The organism is Nitrosopumilaceae archaeon AB1(1) (genome assembly GCA_033471095.1).
Taxonomy (GTDB): domain Archaea; phylum Thermoproteota; class Nitrososphaeria; order Nitrososphaerales; family Nitrosopumilaceae; genus Nitrosoabyssus; species Nitrosoabyssus spongiisocia.
On record CP136752.1, the window covers coordinates 1,139,073 to 1,163,685 of the forward strand.

Annotated in this window: 25 protein-coding genes and 3 pseudogenes; 20 read left to right on the forward strand and 8 right to left on the reverse strand. The window is 35.0% G+C overall.

What is annotated here, in order from left to right:
* Window positions 1–4 precede the first annotated feature (4 nt).
* The 12 genes and pseudogenes from R1F52_06650 to R1F52_06705 all read left to right on the forward strand — a co-directional run bounded on the left by R1F52_06650 (window position 5) and on the right by R1F52_06705 (window position 9,453).
* Window positions 5–460, forward strand: coding sequence for a hypothetical protein (locus R1F52_06650; protein ID WOV92784.1), 456 nt, complete (start codon window positions 5–7; stop codon window positions 458–460).
* Between the two features lie 324 nt (window positions 461–784).
* Complete coding sequence (locus R1F52_06655; GenBank protein ID WOV92785.1) at window positions 785–922, forward strand: hypothetical protein; 138 nt, start codon at window positions 785–787, stop codon at window positions 920–922.
* Between the two features lie 14 nt (window positions 923–936).
* On the forward strand, window positions 937–1,224 hold the full coding sequence (locus tag R1F52_06660; protein ID WOV92786.1) for a hypothetical protein: 288 nt from the start codon (window positions 937–939) through the stop codon (window positions 1,222–1,224).
* 179 nt (window positions 1,225–1,403) lie between these two features.
* Complete coding sequence (locus tag R1F52_06665) at window positions 1,404–1,727, forward strand: hypothetical protein (protein ID WOV92787.1); 324 nt, start codon at window positions 1,404–1,406, stop codon at window positions 1,725–1,727.
* Window positions 1,728–1,761: 34 nt separating this feature from the next.
* Window positions 1,762–1,956 carry a hypothetical protein gene (locus tag R1F52_06670; GenBank protein ID WOV92788.1) on the forward strand — a complete coding sequence of 65 codons (195 nt, stop codon included), beginning with the start codon at window positions 1,762–1,764 and terminating at the stop codon, window positions 1,954–1,956.
* A gap of 431 nt (window positions 1,957–2,387) precedes the next feature.
* A complete protein-coding gene (gene purQ, locus R1F52_06675) occupies window positions 2,388–3,065 on the forward strand; it encodes a phosphoribosylformylglycinamidine synthase subunit PurQ (GenBank protein ID WOV92789.1) in 678 nt (225 codons plus the stop codon).
* A complete protein-coding gene (gene purL, locus R1F52_06680) occupies window positions 3,065–5,218 on the forward strand; it encodes a phosphoribosylformylglycinamidine synthase subunit PurL (protein ID WOV93880.1) in 2,154 nt (717 codons plus the stop codon). Before purQ ends, purL begins: the two co-directional genes overlap by 1 nt.
* Window positions 5,211–6,656 (forward strand): amidophosphoribosyltransferase, encoded by a 1,446-nt coding sequence (purF, locus tag R1F52_06685; GenBank protein ID WOV92790.1) that lies wholly within the window; start codon window positions 5,211–5,213, stop codon window positions 6,654–6,656. The genes purL and purF overlap by 8 nt, the downstream gene beginning before the upstream one ends.
* Window positions 6,657–6,741: 85 nt before the next feature.
* Window positions 6,742–7,560 (forward strand): annotated as a pseudogene (gene purC, locus R1F52_06690) (phosphoribosylaminoimidazolesuccinocarboxamide synthase).
* A gap of 111 nt (window positions 7,561–7,671) precedes the next feature.
* Window positions 7,672–7,872 carry a hypothetical protein gene (locus R1F52_06695; protein ID WOV92791.1) on the forward strand — a complete coding sequence of 67 codons (201 nt, stop codon included), beginning with the start codon at window positions 7,672–7,674 and terminating at the stop codon, window positions 7,870–7,872.
* 500 nt (window positions 7,873–8,372) lie between these two features.
* On the forward strand, window positions 8,373–8,750 hold the full coding sequence (locus R1F52_06700) for a DUF6659 family protein (protein ID WOV92792.1): 378 nt from the start codon (window positions 8,373–8,375) through the stop codon (window positions 8,748–8,750).
* Window positions 8,751–8,943: 193 nt separating this feature from the next.
* Window positions 8,944–9,453 (forward strand): annotated as a pseudogene (locus R1F52_06705) (pyruvoyl-dependent arginine decarboxylase).
* Here R1F52_06705 and R1F52_06710 read toward each other — a convergent pair.
* A complete protein-coding gene (locus tag R1F52_06710) occupies window positions 9,418–10,494 on the reverse strand; it encodes a hypothetical protein (GenBank protein WOV92793.1) in 1,077 nt (358 codons plus the stop codon). The pseudogene R1F52_06705 and the gene R1F52_06710 overlap by 36 nt on opposite strands.
* A 235-nt stretch (window positions 10,495–10,729) precedes the next feature.
* On the reverse strand, window positions 10,730–12,499 hold the full coding sequence (locus R1F52_06715; GenBank protein WOV92794.1) for a M3 family oligoendopeptidase: 1,770 nt from the start codon (window positions 12,497–12,499) through the stop codon (window positions 10,730–10,732).
* A 289-nt stretch (window positions 12,500–12,788) separates the two neighbouring features.
* Here R1F52_06715 and carA point away from each other — a divergent pair, with 289 nt between their 5' ends.
* From carA to R1F52_06730, 3 genes and pseudogenes are all read left to right on the forward strand, one after another.
* A complete protein-coding gene (gene carA, locus R1F52_06720; protein WOV93881.1) occupies window positions 12,789–13,976 on the forward strand; it encodes a glutamine-hydrolyzing carbamoyl-phosphate synthase small subunit in 1,188 nt (395 codons plus the stop codon).
* Between the two features lie 94 nt (window positions 13,977–14,070).
* A pseudogene (carB, locus tag R1F52_06725) lies at window positions 14,071–15,813 on the forward strand (carbamoyl-phosphate synthase large subunit).
* A 15-nt stretch (window positions 15,814–15,828) separates the two neighbouring features.
* Window positions 15,829–17,220 (forward strand): ATP-grasp domain-containing protein, encoded by a 1,392-nt coding sequence (locus tag R1F52_06730; GenBank protein WOV92795.1) that lies wholly within the window; start codon window positions 15,829–15,831, stop codon window positions 17,218–17,220.
* On the opposite strand, the gene R1F52_06735 is transcribed toward R1F52_06730, so the two are convergent.
* Window positions 17,217–17,969, reverse strand: a complete 753-nt coding sequence (locus R1F52_06735) for a metallophosphoesterase (GenBank protein ID WOV92796.1) — start codon at window positions 17,967–17,969, stop codon at window positions 17,217–17,219. The two genes, R1F52_06730 and R1F52_06735, sit on opposite strands and share 4 nt — an antisense overlap.
* A 140-nt stretch (window positions 17,970–18,109) precedes the next feature.
* Between R1F52_06735 and tuf the strand changes: the two genes are divergently transcribed.
* From tuf to R1F52_06750, 3 genes are all read left to right on the forward strand, one after another.
* Window positions 18,110–19,408: a translation elongation factor EF-1 subunit alpha gene (gene tuf, locus R1F52_06740; protein WOV92797.1), complete on the forward strand. Its 1,299-nt coding sequence runs from the start codon at window positions 18,110–18,112 to the stop codon at window positions 19,406–19,408.
* An 18-nt stretch (window positions 19,409–19,426) separates the two neighbouring features.
* Window positions 19,427–19,729 carry a 30S ribosomal protein S10 gene (gene rpsJ, locus R1F52_06745; GenBank protein WOV92798.1) on the forward strand — a complete coding sequence of 101 codons (303 nt, stop codon included), beginning with the start codon at window positions 19,427–19,429 and terminating at the stop codon, window positions 19,727–19,729.
* Window positions 19,730–19,818: 89 nt separating this feature from the next.
* Window positions 19,819–20,025, forward strand: coding sequence for an RNA polymerase Rbp10 (locus tag R1F52_06750; GenBank protein ID WOV92799.1), 207 nt, complete (start codon window positions 19,819–19,821; stop codon window positions 20,023–20,025).
* On the opposite strand, the gene R1F52_06755 is transcribed toward R1F52_06750, so the two are convergent.
* From R1F52_06755 to R1F52_06765, 3 genes are all read right to left on the reverse strand, one after another.
* Complete coding sequence (locus R1F52_06755; GenBank protein WOV92800.1) at window positions 20,022–20,210, reverse strand: C2H2-type zinc finger protein; 189 nt, start codon at window positions 20,208–20,210, stop codon at window positions 20,022–20,024. The two genes, R1F52_06750 and R1F52_06755, sit on opposite strands and share 4 nt — an antisense overlap.
* A gap of 2 nt (window positions 20,211–20,212) precedes the next feature.
* Window positions 20,213–20,572 carry a hypothetical protein gene (locus tag R1F52_06760; protein ID WOV92801.1) on the reverse strand — a complete coding sequence of 120 codons (360 nt, stop codon included), beginning with the start codon at window positions 20,570–20,572 and terminating at the stop codon, window positions 20,213–20,215.
* Between the two features lie 92 nt (window positions 20,573–20,664).
* Window positions 20,665–20,787 carry a hypothetical protein gene (locus R1F52_06765; GenBank protein WOV92802.1) on the reverse strand — a complete coding sequence of 41 codons (123 nt, stop codon included), beginning with the start codon at window positions 20,785–20,787 and terminating at the stop codon, window positions 20,665–20,667.
* 211 nt (window positions 20,788–20,998) lie between these two features.
* Here R1F52_06765 and R1F52_06770 point away from each other — a divergent pair, with 211 nt between their 5' ends.
* Together R1F52_06770 and R1F52_06775 are read left to right on the forward strand one after the other, a co-directional pair.
* Window positions 20,999–22,162, forward strand: coding sequence for a citrate/2-methylcitrate synthase (locus R1F52_06770; GenBank protein WOV92803.1), 1,164 nt, complete (start codon window positions 20,999–21,001; stop codon window positions 22,160–22,162).
* A gap of 5 nt (window positions 22,163–22,167) precedes the next feature.
* A complete protein-coding gene (locus R1F52_06775) occupies window positions 22,168–23,214 on the forward strand; it encodes a DHH family phosphoesterase (protein ID WOV92804.1) in 1,047 nt (348 codons plus the stop codon).
* Here the strand turns inward: R1F52_06775 and R1F52_06780 are convergent.
* Window positions 23,209–23,661, reverse strand: a complete 453-nt coding sequence (locus R1F52_06780) for a RidA family protein (protein ID WOV92805.1) — start codon at window positions 23,659–23,661, stop codon at window positions 23,209–23,211. The two genes, R1F52_06775 and R1F52_06780, sit on opposite strands and share 6 nt — an antisense overlap.
* 26 nt (window positions 23,662–23,687) lie before the next feature.
* Entirely contained in the window at window positions 23,688–24,413 is a 726-nt protein-coding gene (locus tag R1F52_06785; protein ID WOV92806.1) for an archaeal proteasome endopeptidase complex subunit alpha, read from the reverse strand.
* Window positions 24,414–24,613 lie beyond the last annotated feature (200 nt).

Below are 24,613 nucleotides of genomic sequence, written 5' to 3' on the forward strand. Positions count from 1 at the left end.
GGGCATGCGTATATCCTCTCATCTAGAGAAAAAAAATGATAGCAGTGTACGCATTGTACGAATCACCGAAGAGAAACCCGAGGTGGAACACGCTATTCTGGGTAGAATTAATGAATCAATGTTCGATTATAATATGCGAGCACATTTTGAAAGTATAACACCTAGACGTGACAAGGCGCGTGCACTACTTGCAAATGCAACTAAATATGATACTGATGTTATTGTTATGGGCACTGGGACCAAGTCAGATGTTGTGTTTAATCCCACTCATCTTAATATATTGAAAAACTTTTCTGGAACCACCATATTTGTGAGGAATCATCGTTTCTCTGAAATACACGCTCGCTCTTTTTGGGATTTATTACTAGTACAATTTGAAAAAAATCGTCATGTTTATCGATTATACGTCGAGGTGTTTAATTTATTAAATTGGACAAATCATAGACTCGGTAAAAAATGATCAATTCCAAACCTGTGACATTTGGTAATATTACTCCATCTAGATATTAATTAGTATGACTGAAGATTCTGTAACATCTTTGGGTGTTATTCATAGAATCATAGAGAAGAAATAGTTAAAACACCTGATAATGTTACAGAACCGTTAAAAGAAACAATTATATAGTTCTATTTACTACCAATAGGCAATCACATTGGTTGTTCAGTTTTGACCAATGTGATTGCCAGTTAATTTAACAACATTTATCTAATATGTAAGCACCCTCTAACTTGACAGAACCACCTTTTCAAAATGTTTATATTAATATGTCATATGTTAAAAATCATGTCTATAGAATTGATTCCAAAATCTGAACTTCCTATTTGGAGTGAGAAAGACGAGGAACGTAAAAATGAGTATATAGATTGTTTGAGATCAGGTAAATTACATCTTGTAAGTGCCAAAGATCCATCTGATCTTTAAATGGGAAATTAATAATGAGTGACGACACATATAATTTAGGACGTAGATTTAATCTCTATTTTGATTTAGATAAGGTTACACCTGTACTGGATAAACTGGATCCCACTCTAAGTGCCAAAATCAAGCAATTCATTTGGAATAAAGCATTTGAACACTCACTAGTTGATTTTAGACCTTGTGGGGAAAATGATGAATATCGTTTTTTTATAATGAAAAGTCCATCATTAAAAATTTCATATCGAGATTTGGGGAATCACTGGACTGTGTATTCTATTATACCTTATCCTGATGATGCCTCATAATAAACTTGATTTGGGATGAAACATGCCAAGATTTTGTAGGTTTTCTCTCGGCTCTGTAAACTCTTAGGCATATATATCAAATATGGATCTTTTATGAAATCCCAAAAACTGAGAAACATTATAATTCAGAACACTATTTCAATACACATTTATCGCAGTATGCGTATAAATAATGATCTATGATGAGCACAGAATTAAACGAATTAGTAAAGGGACGCATAGTAGTATATTATACTGATGATCGTGTTAAAGAAATGCTGAGCATTAAAGAAAAATTCTGTTTAGCATCACAACGAATGATTGTTAAACGAATGGATGATTTGAATATGGAGATATCTAAAATTCATCATGCAGATAAACCAAATGGTACAATAGATCTCATTATTGAATTTAAAGGACCAAATTATAATTTAGATAAATTGCGTAAAGAGTTTAAAGAATTACAAGATATGGATGTTGGTATTGGAGGAATAGGTGTATTTACACCAGATGAAATTAATTAATAATTTCAAATGTTATGTTTGATTTCATCCTAATGTGTCTAAACAAGTAAGAAAGGGATTAAAAACAAGGCATTGTAGAATAGAAGAATTTGATAAAAATAGTGAAGATATTGTTGATGGGAAACAGGCCTATATTGTACAATTGAAAATTAAAAAAGGAAAACTTGTGAAAAAAGAATTGATAGAATTGTTTCAAGCATTAGACGTTGAGAGAAGAAACAAAAATTAGTTTTTAAAAATAAGAGAAACTGGTATAAAAAAATTCTTTGGTTTTATAAAAGATATATTTTTACGAATGGTGGTGATAGGCGGTACAAGTTTCACTGTTCTTTTTATAGATTTTTTTACAAAATCCATTTCCAGATACAGTCGGACCGTACGGATATTTAATTCTAAAATCCATTATACCTGTACTAACACATATTCCATTAGCATATTATTATGCTCCTGAAAGACATGGATAATTATATTTTGTTTTTCTAATCAATGTTTTATCTCAGTTTGTTAATTATGTTGTGTTCAATTATGTTTATACCATTATGTGGCTAGGAAAATTTTTATGATAAATTTCAGCAAAAAACAAAATCATGAATAAGACTCGATAAGTTTACTGAACCTTTTTCTGACACATTTAATTAAAGTGATAATTTTATACAAATTGTGAAGGCTGGAATCATTAGATTTCCTGGTAGTAACTGTGATCGTGATATGTTTCATGTACTCTCTGATGTTTATGGTATGGATACTAGATACATTTGGCACGATGACACATCTACTGGTGATGTAGATCTATTGGTACTACCAGGCGGATTCTCATATGGGGATCACTTGAGGGCAGGTGTGATTGCAGTCAGTAGCCCTATAATTAAACCGGTACGCGATGCTGCAGATTCTGGCATGCCTATTTTAGGAGTCTGTAACGGTTTTCAAATATTGGTAGAGGCCCACATTTTGCCTGGGGCGTTACAGAGAAATACATCTTTGGAGTTTATGTGTAACTGGACTAGTCTTATTGTGAAAAATAATAAAACCCCATTTACAACTAGTTTGGATATTGATCAACACATTCCAATTCCAATTGCAAATGGTGAGGGTAGATACTATGTAGATGATATCACACTAGAAGAATTAAAGACAAATAATCAAATTGTATTTGTATATTCAGAATATATCAACGGCTCCACGAATGGCATTGCCGGTGTGTGTAATAAAAATAAAAATGTGGTTGGAATGATGCCGCATCCTGAAAGAGCAGCTGAATCTGCAATAAATCCACTGGATAACATCCCTGCATCATTAATTTTCAAATCCATGCTGAATCATATTGGTGTTTTGTGATGAATTTTGAAGGTAATGAATTAAAAGTATTGGAGATGCGACTGGGCCGGACACCCACACAAACTGAGATGGAGATTGTAGTTGCCCAATGGTCTGAGCACTGCTCTTACAAATCTTCTAAAAAACATCTCAAAACACTTCCAATGACAGGCCCACACGTAATCACTGGAGCCGGATATGATTCTGGGATCATAGATGTGGGTGATGGATATGTTGTCACTGTACACATTGAGAGTCATAATCATCCTTCTGCTGTAGAGCCATTTGGAGGTGCGGCCACAGGTGTGGGAGGTGTAATTCGAGATATACTCTCTACAGGGACTAGACCAATTGGGATTTTAAACAGTTTGAGATTCGGAGATCCTCTAACAGATGATCGCGCTAAATTTCGTTTTAAAAACTCTGTGAGTGGAATTGCACATTATGGAAATTGTCTGGGAATTCCTACTGTTGGTGGCGAGGTAGGTTTTGATGAATGTTTTAATGATTATGCACTTGTAGATGTGGCAGCAGTTGGATTTGGTGAAAAGAAAAAACTATTCGTAAATCATGCTGATGTTGGTGATGTAGTGGTACTGGTTGGAGGTAATACTGGACGTGATGGTATTGGTGGTTCTCAATTTGCATCTGACGATTTAAATGTACAAGATCGCTCTGCTGTACAAATCCCTGATCCTTTTGTGGAAAAATTAGTTATAGAGGCAATACTGGAGGCAAGAGATGAAAATTGTATAAAGGCGATCAAAGATCTAGGTGGCGGTGGTCTGGCATGTGCAATATCTGAAACTGCTCACGCCATGTCTGTTGGCATTTCAATGGATGTAGATGCTATACACAAACGTGAAATCATGACTCCAGACGAAATTATGATATCTGAATCTCAAGAAAGAATGCTAATAATCACAGACGATCCTGGTCTGGAAAAACTGCAATCCATTTGTGCAAAATATAATGTCTTGATATCTGTTGTTGGAAGTGTAACTTTTGGTAAAAATGTATCTGTTTCACACTCTGGGAAATCTATTGCAGACATGGATGCGGAGATTATATCATCTGCACCACTACTTGACAGACCCGCACAACGCCCCGAATATCTTGATGGTATATCGTACATTCGACCCAAACCTGTGAGACCGTTCACCGATTTGGTGTATGAATTGCTCTCAAATCCAAACATTGCTAGTAAGTCTTGGGTGTATAGACAGTATGATCATGAGGTGGGTATTCGGACAATCATCAAACCGGGTATGGATGCGGCAGCTTTGCGACTTGACAACTCTAAATATCTGTCTTTGAAGATGGATGCCAATCCTTCTCAATGCTATCTAGATCCATACAATGGCACTATTGGATGTTTTGAGGAGGCTTGCAGAAATGTAGTTTGTACCGGTGCTGCACCCGTTGGTATGGTGGATCATTTACAATTTGCAAATCCAAATGATCCGGAGATATTTTGGACGTTTCTTGAATCTCTACGCGGACTGGTAGATTTTGCAAAGTATCTGGATGTTCCGTGTGTTGGTGGCAAGGTAAGCTTTTACAACGAAACACCTGCCGGTCCAATAAAGCCCACTCCTCTGATTGGTGTTCTTGGACTTGGAGATGACCCTCCACATATTCCAAAACATACTTGTCAAGATGACTCGATAATAATTATTGGTGATACCTTGGACGAACTTGGTGGTTCTGCATACTTGGAGTATATTTACAAATTTACTGGTTGCAAATGCCCTGTAGTTAATTTTGAGGTATCCAAAAAAAATATGAATGCTGTATTGAATGTTATAAAATCAAAACTAGTCAAATCCGTTCACGATTGTTCTATGGGCGGATTGGCAATTGCGATATGTGAATTATCCATTAATGATAATTTAGGATGCAAGGTAAATCTTGGCAATATGCCATCTGTTTCATCTGATACTGATGTTTTATTATTCTCTGAGAGTCATTCTAGGTATCTACTTGTTGTATCTAAAGAATGTCTTGATGATACAAAAAAGATTCTTGATGCTGATGGAATATCGTATGGTGTAATTGGAACATTTGGTGGAAATACCATTGATTTTTATCATAATGATTCATCATTTCAAATACATGTTGCCAAGGCACATAAATTTTGGAGCGAATCTCTAAGGATGATGCTAGATGGTTAAAGAGAATTGTGGCGTAGTTGGAATCTTTAGCATAAAAGGTGATAATACAGTCCCCTACGTCTTTGATGCTCTTCGAGCACTACAACACAGAGGTCAAGAGGCTTGGGGATTAGCTGTTCCAAATAAACAACCCTCCAAACACATGGGTCTTGTATCTGCATCATCTTCAAAGTTTGCCTCTCTGTCTCAACAATTCTCCTCCAACTGTGTTATTGGCCATGTGCGATACTCTACAATTGGTAGTAGTAATCTTCAGAACGCCCAACCACTAAAAGTGACTGATCTGTGCATTGCTCACAATGGAACCATAAATAATGTCGAACAATTATCCAATATGGTGGGTGGGTGCTCATTTACTCCACAAAACTCTAGTGATACAATGCTTGTGGCCCAGCGTCTAGTCTCGCTTGTGTCTAAAAACGGACAGTTCTCTAAAGCACTTTCAATTCTGAAAAACGAGATGGTCGGTTCATACTGTTTTGTGTTCCTATCTGATGATGGCACAATATACGCCGCACGTGATCCATATGGCTTTCGACCTCTAGTGTTAGGATATAATGAACAAGATGATCTATATGTCATAGCTTCAGAATCGGCCGCGCTTATTGCTATTGGTGCAAAATTGATTCGTGATGTAAAACCTGGTGAATTGTTAAAAATAAACAAAGATGGTATGTCCTCTGAAATGTTTTCAGATAATGTGAAAAAATCTCATTGTTCATTCGAATTTACCTATTTTGCACATCCGTCAAGTAAGATGGAGGGGAAAAATATCTATCTGTCTAGAAAGAATATTGGTAGATATCTTGCAAAAAAATTTCCAATTCCTGATGCAGATCTAGTGATACCTGTGCCGGATTCTGCAAGACCTGCTGCCCTTGGTTTTGCCGAAGAGTTAGGTGTATCATTTGATGAAGGGCTTTTGAAGGACAGATATAGCAAAAAAGGCCCCTTGCGTAGCTTTATTCAACCAGATCATAGTGATCGTGTTGATATTAATCGTTGGATAGTTCCAATTGTTGATATCATTCGTGGAAAACACATCATAGTCATTGATGATAGTCTTGTTCGTGGTACAAGTTCCAAAGTGATTGTAACGACACTGCGTAATTCTGGAGTTAGTAAAATAAGTCTATTAATTACATATCCGCCCATACGTTTCCCATGTTTTGCAGGAATTGATTTTCCATCTCAAAAGGAACTTGCCACATATTCAAACGATCCTACTATTTCTAATGAGAAAATTATAGAGATGGTACGTCGTGACATTGGTGTTGATTTTCTTGGATACAACGACGCTGAAAATCTAGCTCGCGCCATAGGGATTGATACTGACTCTATGTGCTTTACATGTCATAATGGCAATTATACTGATTTGGGAATTGAGCCTAAATTTAAAGATGGAATTGTAACAAATGTTCAAAATATGAATGCATAGTGATCTGATATTTTTCAGAATACACACAAGATGTATCTGAATAATTCACACAAGTTAAATTCTTTAAAGTAATAACGAAATATGCTTGAATCTACTATTCTCTGGGAAAGTCAAGGATGTCTATTCTTATGATGATGAGCACCTATTATTTAGATTCAGTGACAGGATATCTGCATTTGACGTTTCATTTAACGATGTTATTCCATTAAAGGGTAAAACACTGTGTGATTTTGCTGAATTTTGGTTTAAGAAATTAAACACAGATTCACATTTTGTCAAACGTGTTGCAGATTGTGATATTTTGGTGAAAAAACTAAAGATGATACCAATGGAATGTGTTGTTCGTGGATACTATTATGGTAGTCTGATAGATTGACATAAAACTGGCAATGTAATTTTGGACGGAAATTTACAAATGGCATCACAATTATCTACTCCTCTCTTTGATCCTACAACTAAAACAAAACATGATAAACCAGTTGATCGTACCCAAGCCATACAACTAGGTTTGGTAACAACTGATCAATTTGATTTTCTAAAAGATAAATCAATTCAATTATACAAAATGATGAGTATGGTGTCACAGCAGGCCGGATTTATTTTAGCAGATTTAAAATTGGAATTCGGTATTCTTGATGATAATATTATTCTTGGTGATTCAATAGGTCCGGATGAATATAGAATGTGGCCAATAGACTCGTACGCTGTGGGAAAAGTTCAGACTGCATTTGACAAGCAAATTTTACGTGATTGGCTTGAACAAAATGGCCACAAGCAACAATTCGAAGAGTCTAGAGAGAATAATGATACCCCGATTCCACCTTTAATCCCACATGATATAATCAGTCAAATCACTACTCGCTACTGTGAATCCTTTGCGAGGATATCGAAATTAGGCGTATAATCCTTTTTGTATTGAATATATCCTTGTGACTAGTAAATTTACTATATAATTTATTATACATTAAACTTCACTGATTGTCAATTTTTAATAATATGATATTTGCGTTTAAACATGAAATATGTTAAACCTAAAAAACTTAAAGTGTTGTTGGGATTATTTTTTGGTACTGGCATACCTGGAATCGCAATAGGGTTACTCAGTGAAACCTTTTACATTACCATGCTTGGAACCATAAATCTTCTTCTAGGTGGAGTTGTAGGATGGATCTTTTTGACACAAGGTCCTAGAATAATAGATAGCCGAAAAAAATAATTCAATTATACAGTGTTGGTATTTTTTATAAATCATCATTTTCTTCTTGTAATTTTATTATATCACATCAAACATATTTAATGTTTATTTATATTTGAAAATTTACAAATTAACTCTAGTGTATTGATATGGATACTTTTCAAGAACAACTTGTAAATCATTCAAAACAGACTCTAACATTATATAATGTGATTATTTTTATTCAGTAAAAATAATACTTGTCATTGTTTAATTATTCGTGTGTGTCTGTATCGTGTTTAGTTGCGATATGATTATTATTACCTCTTTAATATTGGTGTTTTTCTTATCTTGGAATGCTTTTTCGGTATCATGAATCTTGATAAATTAAATACATTGTATTCGTCTTCAATGAATAGTATATTATTGGTGTATTGTATTTCAGATATTTTACATGATATTTCTAGAAATACTGTAAATATTGTTTATTACTTGGTAGAGTGTTTAGAAACTATAATATTCAGCCAATTTTATGCTTAAACATGGTAGCAAATTCTGATAATCTTGTTGAACTTGCAGAAAAAATAATACAAATTAATACTAAAATGCGTTTTGTGGCCTTTATAGACTCTGATGGAAATATTGTGGAGGGAATAATGAAGACTGGTAAGACCTCTTTACAATCGCAAAAAGATGAAGAAAATTTTTGCAGACAGGTCGCTCAGCGCAGAGCAATGCGAAGTGAATTTGATGTCAAATTAGGTCAGGTAAAGTATGTGCATGTAGAGCGTGAGTTTGTAACCCAGCTTGTAATCTATGTCTCTAAATTTACAATATTCGCTACAGTTGAACCTGATTTGGATATACAGACCAAACTCCAAATTGTTGAATCTATAAAAAAAATTTTTAATAATGTTTAATGATATCCTCATTATATTTTTTTAATACTTTGTAAACATCGCTCTTAATAATTTTCTTAGTCTGTAGCGTGTCGTTCATTTTATTTAAAACTATAAATAAACAGATATTTTGGAATTAATAATGGAATTAGTAGCAAAGAAACTTTTTCTTGTAAAGGGCAAGGGTATTCATCAAGATTGACTTACGAGCTTTGAGTTTGCACTTCGTGATGCAGGTATCGCAGGAACCAATCTTGTATTGATATCTAGTATATTCCCACCTAAAGCCAAATTAATTTCTAGAACCTCTGGTTTGAAATTAATCCAACAAGGACAAATACTGTTTACAATTTATTCAAAGAACCAAACAAATGAACCTCATAGATTGATTGCCGCATCTGTTGGAATTGCAAGACCAAAGGATCAAACTCGGTATGGGTACTTGTCAGAGTATACATCATTTGGACAGACCCGCAAAGAGGCAGGTGACTATGCAGAAGATATTGCCGCACAGATGCTTGCCTCATCATTAGGTATAAAATTTGATATTGATAAGAGTTGGAATGAAAAGAAACAGCTGTGGAATATATCTGGAGAGATATACAAAACACAAAATATCACTCAAACTGCAATCGGTGATAAAAGAGGTAGGTGGACTACAGTCTTTGCAGCAGCTGGTACTGCTCCTCTAGTCTTTTCTTTTATATCCTCGCAGATAAAATAAAACGATTAGTATTGCAACTATGCCAATTATTATAATTACAAAACTGTCAAATGTGTTAATTTTTGTAATCTCTGCATTCTCTGTCTGCAGTATAATCTCTACCTCTTTTTCTCCTGCTTGTACGGTGTCTCCAAATATGTATCTCCCATCTACCAAATCATTCTTCAACTCAAACACCCATCCTGATTTTGTAATGTCTGCTGGCAGTATGCTACCATCTTGCAATATGGTCTCTATCTTTGATTTCACATCTACGCCCACTATATCATTCGATGATATAATTACCTGAAGTAGTGAGTTTAGTGGATAAAATCCCTGTGAAAAATAATCTGATCTGTATAATGTGTCTATTCCAAAATGTTTTAATGGTGAAATAACATTTCCTGATTCATCTATACGTGATAGTGATACGTGGATTTGATATAGAATCTTGTCCTTTTGTGGTATCATCGATAAACTAAATGTCGTATCGTCAAATGTGGATATGTATTTTGCCGTATCGTAAAATCCACCACCTCTGGTAATTTCTTTGACAATTATTGTAGATGCGATTCCATCAAATATAAAATCTGTAGCTTTGTATGGTTCTGTGTATACTGCTGAGACATGGCGAATATTCTTTGCACCTGTATTGACTAACTGTGTATCATCTGTATGAATAAACACTGAGTGAAAATTTGCACGTGTGTTTAGTATATCATTTATGTCATTAATGACTGAATCCCCAATCTCTCTTGTAACTTTCTGTATAGCGTTAATACCGATACCTGTAGTGTTTAGTTTAACATTTACAAGTATACATACACTATCTTGCACTCCAATTATACAATTATCCTCGTTGGTGATAATCACACTTGATATTTCTCTTGTCTGTAAAATCTTATTCTCTAATGTATCGCTAATCTTAAATTCTTGATTGCTTGATGTCTGCAGTGTAATTGATACGGTAGATGTATTTGAAATTTGTTTATCAATTATTAATCTTGCAATCTCTTGAAATGTGGCAATTTGGGGTGTTTGGGCAGATGCACTTGTATTCAACTCTGCTCCAATTATTATAATTAATAATATGAGACAAAAATGTATCCACCTACACCTCATAAACAATATTAGAAATTGAATATCATAATTTAATAGTGCTTTGATTCATTAATCATTTATAATTTCATGTGTGCTGTAAAACCTTTAAATTTCACCTATTGTGAGCCTACTTGACATCGAATTCAAACCGTTCGGGAACAGGACTGGTAACTGAAGCGTAAAGGTTACCAGTCCATTATAATTTTGACAACTCTTTAATCTGATATTTCATATGATTGAATCCTTCTTGCCAAAATACTCTTTTTGAAATGTCAAAATCATATTTTGCAAACAACTCTTCGGGTTTCTCTGATCCTCCGGATGCTAGAATCTTTTCATACGTTGGGGCAAACTCTGCCCCTTCTTTTTTATATCTTTGAAATAATGATAATGCTAATAGATTTCCAAATGAATATGCGTAACAGTAGAATGGTGTATGGAAGAAATGTGGTATGGCAACCCACTCTGAATCAAATTCTTTAGATATTGATACTGATTTACCAAACTGCTGATTCAGATTTTTCAGATAAATGTCTGAAATATCCTCTGACGTAGCACCCTTGTTCATGGCACGATGAGCATCAATTTCAAAAAGAGTGAAAAACGCCTGTCTTATTATTGTGGCATACAGATCATCCATTTTTTCAGATAATATTACTCTCTTTGCATGCTGAGTCATTTTTTCAGACATATTATGATAAAGTAATAGTTCAGAAAATGTTGATGCTGTCTCTGCTATTGGCAAGGGAGCTTGTTGTGTTAGAATGGATTTTTTCTCTGCCATCATACTATGTACTGCGTGACCTAATTCGTGTGCTAGTGTAAATACATCTCTTATTTTGCCTGTATGATTCAACAAAATGTAAGGTGTGATTTTAGGAGATACAGTACTACAAAATGCTCCATCTCGTTTACCTTTTCGTATGGTATAGTCCAAGTGATTCTCATCGAAGACTCGTTTTGCACTCCTTCTCATATTTTGACTATACTCTCCCAATGAATCCAAAACCATTTTTTTTGATAAACTATAATTATATTTTTTTGACCTCTCATCTCCTATTGATGAATAAATATCAAAACGCCTGAGTTTTTTCATATTTAACATCTTGGCCTTTAGTTTAAAGAAATCCCAAAAAATGGGTGCATTATCTTCACACACTTGAAGCATTACTGATATGGTGTCATCATCTATGTCATTTGCGATATTTCTGATAGATATACTAGATTTGTGTCCTCGTATGTCTATGCCCTCATTCTTCCAATTGAGTGTAATGTTTCTATAAATGTCTGCTAGCACTTCTTTATCTTTTTGAAATCTTTTAAAAAATGTCTGATATGCAAGTTTTCTAACATGCATTGATTTGTTTCTATAAAGACTAGTCAGTTCTTCTCGTGTAAAATTTTTCTCCTTGCCATCTAGTGTGATTTTATAAATAAATGCGCCTGTGATTTTGTCATAAATTTTTACTAGTGCCGTTGCACCTGTGGTGTCTAGTATGTTTATTATTCTCTCTTCTGCCTCACTCTGTGTATATTTTGCAGACAATTTCATGTGTATTAGATAGTTTTTTAATTCCCCTGAACTCTTTAACAATCGTTTTGTATTTTTAGCATCTAGTTGTTTCCACCAGAGATTAAAAAATAATATGTCGTTTGCAATACTTGCATATTGTTGTTGTATCATGGCCAATCTTGATGTTGCAATTGCCGATTGTGTGTTTGCTGAATAATCTAATGATACATATCCATAAACCCTACTGGCCTCCTCTAAAATATCTTCTATCTTTTTAATGATACCATAAAATGATTTTACAGAAATATCTGCATCTAGTTGTTTTCTTATTTTTTTAAACCTCACCACTTTACTTTGTATTTTCTCAAGCATGTTACACATCTCTTTATCAATTGGTTTTTGAATCAGTTCTGACAAATCCCATGTACTATTCATCATACTTGTCTTTCTCATAATTATTTACAAAATCAATCTTATATAATAATACATAAATTTTACATCTAGGAATGGTTTTAAATCTCTCCTTTATCTCACTTTATGATTCTGTCGTTATGTATTGTGTTGATTCTATCAATTCAAAAACTGCTCTGAATACTTGACAAATCCCTACTCTACATTCATTTTTTACCTATTTGATATTTCCTGATAATATCTATCATTTATAATGCATACTGTATGACTCATCAACCAACATTGCTTTATTTGAACCAATTTATAGCAAAAAATTTAAATCCATAACAAAATTCAAATCACGAGGGTTCAAATTTTCACAAAGAATTCAAGTTATACAGGCAAGTTTGCAAAGCTCATACTGAGTGATGGTACAACCATCGATGGAGTGGGTTTTGGATACCCTACTGATGTGTTTGGCGAATTAGTATTCAATACTGGTATGGTAGGTTATGTGGAGGCTCTTACAAATCCCTCTTATGGGGGCCAACTTCTTACTCTCACTTATCCACTTGTTGGAAATTATGGTGTACCTGATCCCGGCCTTGTGGATGAGTTTGGAATTACCAAATATTTTGAATCCAATAAAATTCAGGCACGGGCATTAATTATTCACAACCTGTCAAATAATCCAAGTCACTGGAATTTATCCATGACACTTGATGAATGGATGTATAAAGAAAAGATTCCCGGAATATCAAATGTTGATACTAGGATGCTGACTCAAAAAATACGTAAACAAGGTGTTATGATGGCCGGTCTAATTGTATCTGATGAGAAAATTGATGTCTCTGCTGCCAATACACTGTCTGAAAATTTAACAAACACAAAATTGTATAATGACACTGATTTTGTATCTGACATTTCTACTCCCAAACCTGTAGAGTATGGTTCTGGAAGACCAGTTATTGTGATAGATACTGGAGTAAAAAATGCCATACTGCGCAACATTTGTAGTATGGGGTATCGTGCAGTTGTTGTGCCGTGGAATGTATCTTTTCAAACAATATCTTCATTCAATCCACATGCCGTTGTGATTAGTAGTGGTCCGGGAGATCCGCAAAAATGCTCTGCCACTATTAATACTGCTAAAGAATTGATTAATCATGATATACCGACACTTGGAATATGTCTTGGGGCACAAATTATCGCCATTGCAGGAGGCGCTCAGACCTACAAGCTAAAATATGGTCATAGAGGACAAAATAAACCCTGTATGGATTTGCTTGATGATGATAAAGTATACGTCACTAGTCAGAATCATGGTTATTGTATAGATTCTGAATCATTGAATAATACTGATTTTGATATTTGGTTTACAAATGTAGATGATGATACCGTCGAGGGTATCAAAAGTAGTAACAAAAAGTGTCTTGCTGTACAGTTTCATCCTGAAGCATCACCTGGTCCATTTGACTGTAAGTTCATCTTCGAACAGCTACGACATATTATGGAGGAGGAAAACCCTGCCAAAAAATGAGACGTTGAAGAGGATACTTGTACTTGGAAGTGGGGCAATAAAGATCGGAGAAGCCGGCGAAAGTCACAAAAATGACCGCTAATTTGACTACTCTGGTAGCCAATGCCTCAAGGCAATTCAAGAGGATGGCATAAAAAGCATTCTTGTTAATCCAAATATTGCAACAATTCAAACAGATACTCGCTTTGCAGACAAGGTCTATCTTTTACCTGTTCAACCGAATTTTGTCGAATCTGTAATAGAGTCTGAGCGCCCAGATGGCATAATGCTTGCGTATGGTGGACAGACTGCATTGAACTGTGGTGTAAAATTGGATGATAGTGGATTGTTGAAGAAATATGGCATAAAAGTTTTGGGAACACCAATTTCGGGAATTAAACAAACAGAAGACAGACAATTGTTCAAAGATTCTATGCAAAAGTGTGGTATATCAACTCTGCTAGGTAAAACCATTCAAACGTTTGATGAGGCAAAACAGGCCGCACAAGATATTGGATATCCTGTAATCATTCGCGTGGCGTATACTCTGGGAGGTAAGGGTGGCGGTGTTGCACAAAACGAATTAGATCTATATGAGATTGTGACTCGTGGATTGAACGCTAGTATGGTAGGTCAGGTATTGGTTGAAAAATATGTTGGTCGATGGAAACAGATAGAATATGAAGTGATACGTGATCACTCTGAGAATCAAGTAATTGTGTGTAACATGGAGAATGTTTTATCCATGCGTGTTCACACCGGTGATAACATTGTAGTTGCTCCGTCTCAAACTTTGAATAATTCTGAATATCACATGCTAAGAACAGCATCTTTGCACGCAACAAAGTACGTAGGTATTGTGGGGGAGTGTAATATTCAATTTGCGCTAAACCCTGAATCTTCCGAGTATGCGGCCATTGAAATTAATCCTAGATTATCACGCTCATCTGCTCTTGCAAGTAAGGCAACAGGATATCCACTTGCTTACATGTCTGCAAAAATTGGACTAGGCTATGATTTATCAGAGTTGACAAATCGTATTACAAAGATAACAACAGCATGTTTTGAACCATCTTTGGATTATATAGTGTGTAAACATCCGCGTTGGGATTTTGAGAAATTTGAATTAGCAAATAAAACACTGGGACCTACAATGAAATCCATCGGAGAAGTCATGGGTATCGGAAGAACGTTTGAAGAATCTTTGCAAAAAGCTATTAGAATGTTGGATAATAATCATAATGGTCTAGTGGGCGACCCATCCCACAAATCACTTACTGAGGAGGAACTAGAAAACAAACTCTTGCAACCTGATGATTCCATCTTGTATCATGTAGCACATGCACTATACACTGGAATGTCTAAAGAGAAGATTCGGCAACTAACAATGATAAATCCTTGGTTTATTCATAAAATTAATAATATTGTAAATATGATGAAAAAACTCGATACTACTACTAATTACTCTTCATTATTACGTGAATCCAAACAATTAGGATTCTCAGATAAACAACTGGCAAATATTGTAAAAACAGATGAAGGTGAAATTCGTAAACAACGTAAACAACTAGGAATAACTCCTGTTGTAAAACAGATTGATACACTTGCTGCTGAATGGCCTGTGAAGACAAATTATCTCTATTTTACATATGGTGGTACTACTAATGACATTGAAGTTGATGACTCTAAAAGTATTATTGTTTTAGGTGCCGGTCCATATCGCATTGGAAGTAGTGTAGAGTTTGATTGGGGTACTGTCAATATGGTGTGGGGAATACAAAAAAACTCCGATTATACTATTTCTATTATTAATTGTAATCCAGAGACTGTGTCTACTGATTATGATATATGTGATTGATTATACTTTGAAGAGTTGACGTATGAGAGAATTTTAGACATTTGTGACTTTGAAAGACCGTCAGGAATTATAACTTGTGTGGGTGGGCAGACTGCAAATAATCTTATACCAAGACTTGATGCAAATCCAAACTCTCCAGTGCTTGGAACATTGCCGGCAAATATTGACAGGGCAGAGAATCGTTCTAAATTTAGTTCTGTTTTAGACAAACTACACATAAAACAGCCCATCTGGGAAAAGTTTTCCAACCTTGAGAATGCCAGAGAGTTTGCACAAAATGTTGGTTATCCTGTGATTGTAAGACCATCCTATGTTTTGAGTGGTGCGGCAATGAAGGTGGTATGGTCAAAAGAAGAGATGCGCTCCTTTGTTAGAGGTGCAACTAATTTATCATCTGATCACCCTGTGGTTATCTCAAAGTTTATGCTCAATTCTCTTGAAGCTGATGTTGATGGTGTATGTGATGGTAGTAATGTTGTAATTGGAGCAATAATTGAACACATTGAAAGTGCAGGTATTCACTCTGGTGATGCAATAATGTGTATTCCACCACGTCGTCTTAGTACTCATATTATTGAAAAGATAACAGACTATGCCAAACAAATTGCACTAGAGTTTAAAATAATTGGTCCCTTTAATCTACAATTTCTAATTCATGATGGGCACGTCTATGTGATTGAATTGAATATACGAGCATCACGCTCTATGCCATTTGTATCTAAATTTGTTGGCATAAATTTGATTGATCTTGCATCACGTGCTATTCTTGGAAATAAACTTCCCGCAATAGATGATAATTCGTGGCAAAAGATAACACAGTATGGTGTCAAAACCCCACAGTTCTCCTTTATGCAACTAGACGGTGCTGATATTGTACTTGGAGTAGAGATGCAATCTACTGGAGAGTCTGCATGTTTTGGAGATAGCTTTTATGATGCTCTCTCAAAGAGTTTGACATCTGTTGGTAATACATTACCCTCATCTGGCTCTGCACTAATCACTATTGGTGGCATGGATAACAAAGAAAAACTATATCCTACAATTATTCTACTGCACAAGTTGGGCTTTAAGATATTTGCAACGGAGCATACTGCAGAATTTTTATCACAAAAGATAGATGACATTACCATAGTCCATAAAATTAGTGAGCCGGACAAATCCCCAAACATATCTGATTATCTGTATACACGAAAGATTGATTTTATAATTAACATCCCATCAACGTCCACACTTGAAAAATATGTTGGTATGCTTTACGATGAGTATCAGATACGTCGTAAGGCCCTTGAACTTGGTATACCTGTTCTTACCACTGTAGAGCTTGCAGAATCTTTTGTAAAGACTTTGGAATGGTTACGCTCAAACAAACCTACTCTGAAACCCCTAGATTCATACAAAGATGTCTAGAGGACATTATGTATAATATCTTCATTTCCAATTATGGTGCCATCAAGTGTGATGATTTTCACTACAAACTCTTTTTTTAATATTCTAGAGATGATGGGGGATATTGCACTTTTCTTCCTATGTCTGTATACTGGTACTATATACTGATTAAATGATGGTACAACTGTAACATCAAGTTTGCCACTTGTTGATGGAAATATTATTCTTCTATCACATTGTAAATTTACCCACACTCGTTGTCCATTTAAAATTGAATCATTGGAAAAGAAGATTGGATGTACATGTCCCATAATAATTCTAGACACATACGACATTTTTCTTGTTGGTAAGATATGTCCATGTGTTAATAGTATGTTTCCTAACGTTATTCCAATGTTGCTTGTAACTGAACTTTGTGTAGATATTTTCTGTATGTTCGAGTCATGATTACCAGGTATTATTATCAAATGCGTGATATCATTTAATTTTTTCATTAATTTTGACATCTCTTTCCATTCGAGATCTGAAATTCTATTAATACTAGATTTTATATCCCCCAGTATAATGACAGAGTCTGAATTTGTACTCTTTATCAGCTCTTCAATACTTTGTATAGATTCAACACCATACGTGTTGCTCCCAATATTAATCTCCTTTCCAAATAATATCGATTCGAATCCTAGATGAATATCTGTGATGATTAAATAATTTTTATTTTCATAATTTAACGTCATGGCAGGCTTGTGTGGAACAATACGTGTATCTTTCACACTATTTTTCTGCATCTTGTGTGTTAAAGTTGTTATTACAATTGTGTGATATTCTTGATGCTGAACTCTAATTTTAGAAATTATTTTCTGATATAATTTGTAAATAACATTAATATGTGTATAAAATGGGCAAATTATTTATGGCAAACAAAGATCACCTGAATCTTATTGTGACTGGTCACATTGATAATGGTAAATCTACTACGATGGGTCATTTCCTAATGGATTTGGGTGTAGTGGATCAGCGTACAATCGATGCACATGCAAAGGCATCTGAGGAGACTGGAAAAGGTGATACTTTCAAGTATGCTTGGGTTATGGATAATATCAAAGATGAACGTGAACGTGGTATAACTATAGATTTGGCATTTCAAAAATTTGAGACAAACAAATTCTTTTTTACATTAATTGATGCTCCTGGACATCGTGATTTTATTAAAAATATGATTACCGGTGCATCTGAAGCTGATGCTGCAGTACTAGTCTTGTCTGCAAAAGAGGGTGAAACTGATACTGCGATTGCCCCTGGTGGACAAGCTCGTGAACATGCCTTCTTGTTAAAGACATTGGGTGTAGGTCAACTCATAGTTGCAATTAACAAAATGGATGTTAGCAACTATTCTGAAGATGCCTTCAACGCCGCTGTTGAAAAAGGTAAAAAACTTGTTCAATCTGTAGGATATAAAGTTGACAATGTACCATTTGTGCCAGTATCTGGTTGGAAGGGCGATAATCTAGTCAAAAAATCTGACAGTATGTCTTGGTGGAAAGGTAAGACACTATTGGAGACTTTTGACGACTTTACACTTCCTGAAAAACCAATTGGTAAACCACTGCGTGTTCCTATTCAAGATGTATATACAATTACTGGTGTTGGTACTGTACCTGTTGGTCGTGTTGAGACTGGAACCATGAAACCAAATGATAAAATTATTGTTATGCCTTCTGGTTCTATCGGTGAGATTAAATCTATAGAGACTCATCATGCTGAAATGCCATCTGCACAAGCCGGTGACAATATCGGATTTAACCTACGTGGAATTGAAAAGAAAGATATCAAACGTGGTGATGTCTTGGGTACTCCAGACAATCCTCCAAAGGTAGCTAAAGAATTTAAGGCACAAATTATAATAATACACCATCCTACTGCTCTGGCCCCTGGCTATACACCAGTGATGCATTGTCACACAGCACAGGTTGCAGCAACTATAACTGAATTTCTTGCAAAGATAAATCCTGCAACTGGAGCTACTGATGAAGAGAATCCAAAATTCCTCAAAGTAGGAGACTCTGCAATTGTTAAAATTCGACCTGTTCGACCAACACCAATTGAAACTTTTCAGGAATTCCCTGAAATGGGTAGATTTGCACTTCGTGATATGGGTGCAACTATTGCTGCCGGTGTTGTTAAAGAAATTACTGAAGAACACAAACCCTAGGGAGTATGGTGTCCAACATTGACACAATCTGCCCGTATCAAACTTACTAGTATCCATCTTTCTAAACTTGTTGGTGTATGTGATGAAATTATAGACATGGGAATCAAGGCTGGTGTAAAATTTAAAGGCCCAACACCACTACCTGTAAAAAAACTACACATTGCAACTAGAAAATCCCCTTGTGGAAGCGGTACAGAGACATATGAGAAATGGGAGATGAGAACACATCGTAGAATAATCGACATTGATCATAAAGTGATCAAGCAAATAATGCGTCTCAACATACCATCTGGTGTGTACATTGAGATGTTACTAACATAACTATATTTTTAAATTTTTAACACCTATGACAAGATAACGACCTACACATACAAGTATCCTTTAAATTGCTGTATTTTCAAATCCTTGTATTGTCATCTGAAGAATCTGAGGTTCAAGAAGTAGAAGAGGTTAAAGAAGAACCACCACGATATGAAGCTCAATACTCTTGTCTTCGTTGTGGTACAAATGTCTCAAATGTAGAACTTGAGCGTCTACCTGAGATAAAATGTATTTGTGGTTTTCGCATATTTACCAAACTTCGCTCAGAGGGTATAAAGCGAATAAAAGCAATCTAGATTTTTGTATGAAATTTTTGCATATGTGTACGCATTTGCTCCATTCCTGAAAACTCTACACCACAAACGTTACAATCATACTTGTTATTTTTATAATGAATAGTTAATTTATGGTGCATCACATCTTCTTCTTGTTTGAATTTTTCATTACACATATCACACTTGTGTCTCTTGAATATATTCAAAATTATTCATTCTCTGCTTTTTGCTCATCCCAACATTTTCTACACAACTGTCCTGTTACTTTCCATTTACTCTTTGGATTGTAACGAATAAATCCTAATTTTTCACCACAAACACTGCAGAAATTTTTCTCAACCTTAAAAGTTTGCTCCTTTTCATCAAAACAAGTTTTACATAATAGCCCTTCCATGTCCCACTGCCATCGTGGCTCCCATAAATTCATAATTTTATCCTTCTTTTTACAAACAATACATTCTTGAATTGCCTTGGCCTCATGATGCTCCCTTGTCTTATCTAGATGACATTTTCCACATAGACGACCCTCGATTCCCCATTCGCGTTTAGGTTTATGTCTGTGGGTCAAACGTACATTACATACAGTACAAAATAACGGCTTTCTAGAAAATAGATTCATAATGATTTTAGTGTGTCTAATAATTTATCTTTACTGTATCTTTATTCTTCTCTCAATATTTTCTCTAGAGCTTGAGATGCATTTAACAAACCGTGTTGTTTAGCATACTCTTGTATCATTTCATATTGTTGTTTTGTAAAGCATACGGGGATGGATTTTCTCATGATATCATTAACATTAATCATTTTAAAAACTTTGCTAGTTTGATGTCTATTAAGTTATATATGATTAGAGATAATGCGGTTGTTCTCTGAAATGTTGAAACTCTGCTGTCTTTTTTTTTATGTAATTCTCAAACCTTTACCTCTGATACATATTTTATCATTTAAAATAATTACACGAATATTATATTAACAAGCCAAAACCAATTATCACATGGATACTAAAAATATTGGTCTGAGAAATGTAGAGGTGGCCGATACACGTGTCTCTAACATTGATGGTGTAAATGGTAAACTAATTTATCGTGGTTTTGATATTAGTGATTTGGCATCAAAATCAAATTTTGAAGAAACTGCATACCTATTACTACATGATGCTCTGCCAAATAATGATCAATTACTAAATTTTAAATCTGAAATGATAAAGGCCCGTGTAATTCCAAAACAGATGCAAAAAAACATGGCAAATTGGAGATCGGATGCAGATCCAATGGATATGCTGCAGGCCTTTGTAGCTGCGCTAGCAGGATATTATGATGAAGAGTTTAAAGACAAATTTGCCAGTTATCAACGTGCTACAAATGTTATTGCAAAAATTCCAACAATAGTTGCCAGTTGGCAAAGAATACGAAATAATCTAGAGGTTGTTCATCCTCGTGACGATCTTAGTCATGCTGCAAACTTTCTTTACATGATGAATGGAACAATTCCTGATCAAGAAACTGAAAAGATGTTTGACGTTGCTCTCATACTACACGCTGATCATACATTTAATGCATCTACATTTACTGCACGTCAGGTTGCATCTACACGAGCACATATGTATTCTGCAATTAGCTCTGCGATTGGCTCTCTTAGTGGGGAACTACATGGCGGTGCAAATTATGAGGTCATGAAAATGTTACTTGATATTCAGACAGTCGATAATGTGTCTGATTGGATTAAAGCTAGAATGAATAAAGGGGAGCGAATCATGGGCATGGGACATGCGGTCTATAAAACATTTGATCCGCGCTCTGTATTGTTGAAAAATCTGTCCAAATCTCTTGCTAAAAAATTATCACTTCCTTGGTTTGATATTACTCAAAAAGTTGAACAGGTGACAATTCAAGAGATAAAAAATACTAAAAACATCTCTATATACCCAAATGTTGATCTATACAGTGCGTCACTTTACTACATGCTTGGCATTCCTATGGATCTGAATACTCCTATCTTTGCAATGTCCCGTGTTGCTGGCTGGACCGCACATATAATTGAGGAAAAATTTGCCGAGGCAGCTCCGAAACCGGCACTTTACAGACCAAAGGCAAACTATGTTGGAAAGTATTGTGATCCTGACGGTTGTAAATATACTCCGTTAGAACTTCGTGTATAGAGATTTTGGATTTAAATGAGGGATTTTCAGATTCTTCAATATTGGTTGCAAAGAAATCCTCAAAGGCTAAACTTGTAAAAACACGCATTGCGTGCCTCTCACATAAAGAAGATGCTGATGGTATTAGTTCTGCATCTCTAATTAAACAATCATTCAACGCTGATATCACTTTGGTAGATTATCCAGGACAGATAGCAGCACTAGAGGAGATTGCATCTGATAAAAAATTAAAAATGTTATTCATCTGTGATTTTGGTCTTAGCAAAACAAATCAAGATAAATTTGTAGAAATCCTCACTGCTTTAAGAAAGCGTCTAGTAAAGATTGCTTATATTGATCATCATGATATTGATCCGAAGATTGCTAAAAAAATTAAAAAAATCGGAGTGCAACTTGTTCACAACATAAATGAATGTGCAACAGTACTAGTCTATGATACATTTAGAAAAAAACTTGATAAACACGCCTCATTTGTAGCTGCATGTGCTGCAATTACTGATTATATGGATGACAGACCACTAGGCTCAAAACTCTTAGCCATGTATGACAGGCAATTTGTATTAATCAATGCCACCTCTCTTACCTTTAATATTGTGGGACACCAGAAAAAAGAAGAATTTCTACTAGACTTGGTTAACGACCTATCAAAATCAAAGTACCCTCATGATATTGATGGCTTTTTTGATTTTGCACAATCTCAAGCAAGTACACTTGCTGATGTTATGAACAAAGTAACACGTTCGATGAAGGTGTTGAAGAATCTTGGATACGTTGAGGTAAAGGATTCTGGAGTTAGTGGGGCTGTAAACTTTGTCTTGGGTTTTTCTGGTCGTGATGTAGGAATTGCGTACAAGAACAGAGTTGATCACAACATCTATTCTGTATCCATTCGTGGATCCAAAAATTGCAAAACTCATCTAGGACGGCTTACAAATAAACTTGCTACATCTCTTGGTGGTTCAGGTGGTGGTCATGACAAAGCATGCGGCGCTATAATACCACACTCAAAAATAAAAAAATTTATTATGGAATTTAATAAAAGTCTATCATGATTTAATCTCTACAATCATATCAATCTCTGTCATTGCATCTAGCGGTAATGAGGGCACCCCTATTGCGATTCTTGAATGTCCCTCCATTTCAATAAAAATCTCATTTAATAGTTTGGATGCGGCATCCATTACTTTGTGCTGCATAGTGAATTGTGGTGTTGAATTTACATATCCTGAGATTCGTATTATTCTCTTAATACTCTCTAACTTTACGCTAGATTCGAGTTGAGCTAGACAATTAATTATGCACAGTTTCACTGATTCTTTTGCCTCCTCTATATTTTCATCAGATACTTTTCCTGTATATATGACATTACCTGATTTTATTGGTATTTGTCCAGACACATATGTCAAATTATTCGTGCACGATACAGGAGTATACATTCCAGCTGGTTTGGGTGTTGGGGGAAGTATGATATTTAATTTTTCTAGTCGCTCTTTAATCAATTAAAATTGTAACATTGTCTGATATTTTATGTTTTTGGGTATTTTTCTACTGCCATCTTTAAATATTTTTCAATCTTATCTACTGATAAATTATTTATGACTCCTTTGTCTCTTATCTCCGATATTTTTACATGTGTGTGATCTAACATATCGTCACTTTTTGCATTTATTGCTGCAATTGCCAAAATCGTTGCGTCTTCTTGAGAGAGTTTTGAAGTAAATTTTTTCTCCAAGAAATCATTCACATTGTCTGAGCCTGCACCAATTGATATTGCTGAATACTGTACATATGTTCCACTTGGATCAATGAGGTAAATTGATTTGCCATTTTGATCAATCCCTGCTATTATTAATGCAACACCGTATGGTCTGACACCGGCGTATTGAGTAAATTGATGACACTGATCTGCCAAGTGTTTAGTGATGACCTCTACGTCTACTTGTTCATCATATGATATTTCGTTTCCCTGTGAAAAATTTCTAGCATTATCAATTTGTACTCGTGCATCTGGAATATATCCTGCCGCAGCAGCACCAATGTGATCATCTATGTTGAATATCTTTTGTGTAATGCCTGCAGATTGCAGAGTTCTTGATTTCTCCTCTACTGCCATTATTACACCCTCGTTACTCTTAATACCCAAAGCTAATGTTCCTCGTTTTACTGTCTCTAATGCATACTCTACTTGGTATATTCTACCGTCTGGCGAATACATTGTTGGGGTCATATCATACCCACGTGATGTCATCATTGTAAAAATTGGTGTATTGATTCAATTTAAGGGTAAGTATGTGTTGCCATTAGATTTATAATTACTGAATAATTTAAACATCTTTTCTCATACTTGACAGAAATCAGGAATGATTTTTATTCTTAGAATAATACAAATGTATCAAGTTTTATGGTATAATTTTAGTCAGAAATATATCATTAATAATATCTGGTGGTTAT

Bases quoted from the DNA above. Each gene is read 5' to 3' on its own strand.
- R1F52_06650 (WOV92784.1), top strand. From the start codon at position 5: ATGCGTATATCCTCTCATCTAGAGAAAAAAAATGATAGCAGTGTACGC.
- R1F52_06655 (WOV92785.1), top strand. From the start codon at position 785: ATGTCTATAGAATTGATTCCAAAATCTGAACTTCCTATTTGGAGTGAG.
- R1F52_06660 (WOV92786.1), top strand. From the start codon at position 937: ATGAGTGACGACACATATAATTTAGGACGTAGATTTAATCTCTATTTT.
- R1F52_06665 (WOV92787.1), top strand. From the start codon at position 1,404: ATGATGAGCACAGAATTAAACGAATTAGTAAAGGGACGCATAGTAGTA.
- purL (WOV93880.1), top strand. From the start codon at position 3,065: ATGAATTTTGAAGGTAATGAATTAAAAGTATTGGAGATGCGACTGGGC.
- purF (WOV92790.1), top strand. From the start codon at position 5,211: ATGGTTAAAGAGAATTGTGGCGTAGTTGGAATCTTTAGCATAAAAGGT.
- R1F52_06695 (WOV92791.1), top strand. From the start codon at position 7,672: ATGAAATATGTTAAACCTAAAAAACTTAAAGTGTTGTTGGGATTATTT.
- R1F52_06700 (WOV92792.1), top strand. From the start codon at position 8,373: ATGGTAGCAAATTCTGATAATCTTGTTGAACTTGCAGAAAAAATAATA.
- R1F52_06715 (WOV92794.1), bottom strand. From the start codon at position 12,499: ATGAGAAAGACAAGTATGATGAATAGTACATGGGATTTGTCAGAACTG.
- tuf (WOV92797.1), top strand. From the start codon at position 18,110: ATGGCAAACAAAGATCACCTGAATCTTATTGTGACTGGTCACATTGAT.
- R1F52_06765 (WOV92802.1), bottom strand. From the start codon at position 20,787: ATGAGAAAATCCATCCCCGTATGCTTTACAAAACAACAATATGAAATG.
- R1F52_06770 (WOV92803.1), top strand. From the start codon at position 20,999: ATGGATACTAAAAATATTGGTCTGAGAAATGTAGAGGTGGCCGATACA.
- R1F52_06785 (WOV92806.1), bottom strand. From the start codon at position 24,413: ATGATGACATCACGTGGGTATGATATGACCCCAACAATGTATTCGCCA.